A 4,438-nucleotide genomic window follows, 5' to 3' on the forward strand; every position below is an offset into this window, starting at 1 on the left:
ACAATCGCATCGATATCGGGATGGGATTATATTCTATCGGCAATAGGTAATGTAGCATAATTTTGGAGAAGTGGTATTACCCAACGGTTGAGGAGTGACAGTTTTCCACATGAGGGGAGTTCAAAGTCGGAAGGTGAGGGAGTAGCAAGCTCAGCTTTTTGTACACAATCGCAGGTGGTGATGCACGGGTTTTGACCTATTTTACCTGTTTATCTTGCAATTTATTCTCGATCGCGCGATCGAAACCCAGGCTACGTCAAGTGAGATCGATATATTCAGCAAGCCCTAATTAATTTACGAATGATTTGCGATCGCTATAAAATAAAACATAGGTTTAAAGGTCAGATAAAGTGGTAGAATAGAAAAATCCCTTGCGAGTTTCTATCAATTTTAGAGAAAATAGCAATCAGGGCGCTGTTTTTGATTATATCCGACAATCCATCAAGTTATTTATTTTTCAGTCCTTACTCTTTTTGAGACTAATACCACCATTCGCGATCACCCCGATCGTATTTAACTTGTTCAGCATGGCTGTAGTCTCAGTAAGTGCAGTTTTTGTCACCCGATCAATGCGTGTCACCAACACTACCCCCCGGCAACAAGATGCAATCAGCAGAGCATCTACCATCCCTAAAACGGGAGGTGCATTCAGCAGAACTAAATCATAATTCTGCTCAAACCCTGCCATTAATCTCTGCATTTGAGGAGAACTTAACAGATTTACTGGATCTTTGGGTATTGGCCCGCAAGTCAAAATATCAACATATAGGTCTGATGCTGAAATATGACTGCCTATAGGCACTTTAGCGTTAGTTTCCAGCAGAGTTGAAAGCCCATACTCATTAGGGAGATTGAGCTGTGTATGCAGCATCGGCTGACGAAAATCAGCATCAATTAGCAGTACCCGTTGATGTAGACGCGCAGCACTAATTGCCAAACCTAATGCGATTGTTGATTTTCCCTCACCCTCCAATGCTGAGGTAATTATCAAAGGACTAAAAGTCGAAGCAGAACTTTGAAGTTGAATGTTCTTATAAATTAGGTCAAACGATTCCCAAGCAGGTGGACTATGAATTACTTCAATCGTGCAAGGCGCCATACCTTCCGGCTTGCCGAAAGGTAGCTTGATGATTGGTTCGCTTGCCCAAGTGGCGGAAGCTTGTCGCTTGCCGCCGAACGGTAGCTTAATGATTAGTTTGTTCTTCTTGATTTGCGGTAGCTGTGGAGTCATTCCTAGTAGTGGCAGGGGAACCAGTTTTGTTAACTGATCCGAGCTATGAACAGAATCATCCAACATATCGCGAGCAAAAGCCACAGCAACACCCAAGAACAACCCAACCACGACACCTAGCATAATGTTCTGCCGTTTTTTGGAACTACTCGCTATACCGGGCTGCGGTACTTCGACAACTTGCCAATCAAATCCACCTCGGGCAATTTCCAGACTTAAGTCCTGCCGTGCTTTCTCTAACTGTTGAAATCTTTCACGCTTGAGTTGTATTTCTGTTTGTAAACGAGTGTACTTAGCCAATAGATTAGGAAACCGAGCGAGTTCTACACGGAGCTGCTGCTCTTTTTTTGCCTGTGCTTCGTCGCGTGCACTTAAACCCTTTAAGTTTGTTTCAATCTCCAGAAGCTTAGTAGCGATACTTAAGTCAGTTGCACCGAGTTGCCTTTCTGTCAAAAGGCTTTCTCCAGTACCAGGAAGTTGAGCAGAAACTTCTGGTGTAGCACGTTGTGCTTCTGCTTGTAAGAGACTTAGTTGCTTGTTGCGCTCCGAGAGTAACTTTTGAATAACTGGGTTTCTGTCAGTGAAGCGTATCCGTTGCTGGGCGATGGCTAAATCTGTCTTTTGGATTTCGTTGAGTAAGGCTTGATAACGAGAAGACTGACTTAGCCGTGCTGCAACAAGCGCTTCCTGGGGAGAACTAGCAAGTTGCTGCTGCAAAGAGTCGTATTGAGCCTGAAGATCCATTATAGTCGCCTGGTTGACCCGTCGCTCCTGCTGAATGTTGTTAATTGCCTCACTCAGAGCTTTTGCTTGTAGTTCTGGCTCAATCAGATTTTGATTTTTGCGAAACTCTTCTAAAGTCCCCTCAACTTGAGCAACATTCTTACCAACCTTTGGTAATTGTTCATTAATGAAGGCAAGACCTTTAGTTAAACGTAGTCTCTGCTGTTCTCGGTTGTAATCCAGATAAACCTGTTGCATTACTTGTAGCACTTTTTTGGTTTGAGTCGGATCATTAGCCGTGTAAGTTGCTTCAAAAATTTTAGTAGTCTTGTCTGATCCCTTCCCAGCCGCCACTTGAGTGACGGTTAAGTATTTTTTAATCTTCTCTACATCGAGCTCTGGATACTCAGGGCTAAGCAATTCCACCGCCCTTTGGAGGAGCATAGGGCCTTGCATCAGACTAAGCTGAGTAGCATTGTCTATCTCAACATTAGAATCAGCAAATTGATTATCTGTTTTACTGTCTTTTTTGCCTTGATAATTAGATTCTACCAGGAGCTGCATTGAGCTTTTATAGGTAGGTTTGTCTGTCAACGCTTTTGCAGTGGCAGCAGCCAATACAATAAATAAGACACTTAGCAACCAAAAGCGCCTGCGGATTAAAACTGCAAACAGTTCTCCATAGCCCGCTTCTGTTTCAGCAATTGAGTTTATATTGTTTTCAGTCACTTCTACGCCTCGCTAACAAACCTATTAAACCAAATCTATTTATGGCTGATGATGGCTGCAAACTTCCTCAATCACACCCTCTACTTTTTTAAAGAAAACTTCTTCGGAAAAGTTATCTACCGCATGGTCTCGAATTTTTTCGTAATCCCATGTAATCTTACTGGACTCAACTAATGCTGTGTGAATCGCTTCAGGTGTCTGTAGATTGAAAAATACCCCAGTCTTACCTGGTATCTGAGTATCTAATACACCACCCTTACCATAGGAAATTACGGGCGTTCCACTCGCATTAGCTTCCACTGGAACTAAGCCATAATCTTCCAAAGCAGCCACAATAACACCACGAGCTTTAGACATCAACTGACAACGTTCTGTATCGCTGACATGACCTAGAAATTTGATATTTTTTAAAGCTCTGGACTCAAGACGCTCTCGCTCGGGGCCATTACCGGTGATCAATAATGGCCATCCCAGCCAATTGAATGCTTCAATAATCACATCGATACGTTTGTAACCAAGAAGACGAGCTGAGGTCAAATAAAAGTCCTCCTTATCTTGGGAAAAAATAAATTTATTTATGTCAATGGGATAGTTAATAACAACTGATTGCTTGCCATAGAATTGCTGGATACGACTGGCAACAGTGCTGGAATTAGCAATGTAAAAGTCAGGCTCCTGAGCTGAATCTAGATCGGCTTTCCTCATTTTCTGAAAAATCGGTTCGAGCATACCAGAAAGATTTCGATAGGTAGAATAGTCTCGCAGATATGTTGTGGTATCCCACAAAAAACGGGTGACATTGTGACAGAAACAAATATGTTTGGCTCCTGGTCTTTTTCGCACAGCTTTAGCAAAGCTTGTGGTACTGCTGATAATCAGATCGTAGTCTTGTAGATCCAATGCTCGAAAGGCTGAAAAATAAAATGGAGCCATTAGCCTAAAATTCTTACTTGCTCCTGGAACCTTCTGAAGTACAGTTGTACGAACTTCACGTTCGCCTAGGTCAATAGTTTGTTTAGGTTCGTACAGAGACGTGAAAATATCAGCATTGGGGTAGCGTGTACACAGCAATTCAAATACACGCTCTGCCCCACCGGGCTGTGTTAAGTAATCATGGACTAGGGCAATTTTCATATTACTCTCTATTTTAGATCATCCGACACCGATGATGCCGTTGTACAAATACTTCTTCTTCCACCCTTCCTAGAGCGCGTTATCAATTCCACCAGATAACGGAAACACCAAGGTAACTTGCACCGATAAAGTTTGTTACACCTAGACAAACATATCGTAATCACCCAATACTGCTTCAGTTGAAATTATCAGTTTTTTATTCCCTTGATGAGCCTTATAGAAGTCCCGATCGTCAGCACGAGGGTTACATCGCTTGCGCTGAGGCGGAATTAGTGTATCTTGCCTTGTAGATGGAGCCGATTACTTACGTATTGATCAGTATGATACCCCCTACTGGCACTCACTGTGTCGGAAATCACCTTACGCAGAAGTTTTTCAGACCCATCTAAAGTAGCCGACTTGTGGGCAGTGTTAAGTAAAAACTCAGGGGTTGCCGAGCCCATCTATAAAAACATGAATTTTGTTATTGCTGAATGGTGATATATCCAGGCTGACTTTTTACCCGATCTAGGACTTACGCATTGACAAAATAACAAAATAGTGAATTTATAAATATGAGTAGTCTAGAAACAGGAATTTGACAATGAGAAAAACTACCAAACCCTCGACAGCACAATGCAA

Annotated in this window: 2 protein-coding genes; both read right to left on the minus strand. The window is 42.4% G+C overall.

Annotated features, from left to right (window positions below; genetic code table 11):
- Positions 1–457: 457 nt before the first annotated feature.
- A complete protein-coding gene (locus tag QUB08_RS31335; protein ID WP_333230128.1) occupies positions 458–2,683 on the minus strand; it encodes a polysaccharide biosynthesis tyrosine autokinase in 2,226 nt (741 codons plus the stop codon).
- Between the two features lie 39 nt (positions 2,684–2,722).
- A complete protein-coding gene (locus QUB08_RS31340; protein ID WP_333230130.1) occupies positions 2,723–3,817 on the minus strand; it encodes a glycosyltransferase in 1,095 nt (364 codons plus the stop codon).
- Positions 3,818–4,438: the final 621 nt, after the last annotated feature.

Origin of the sequence: Microcoleus sp. BR0-C5, assembly GCF_036705045.1 — a bacterium.
GTDB lineage: Bacteria > Cyanobacteriota > Cyanobacteriia > Cyanobacteriales > Microcoleaceae > Microcoleus.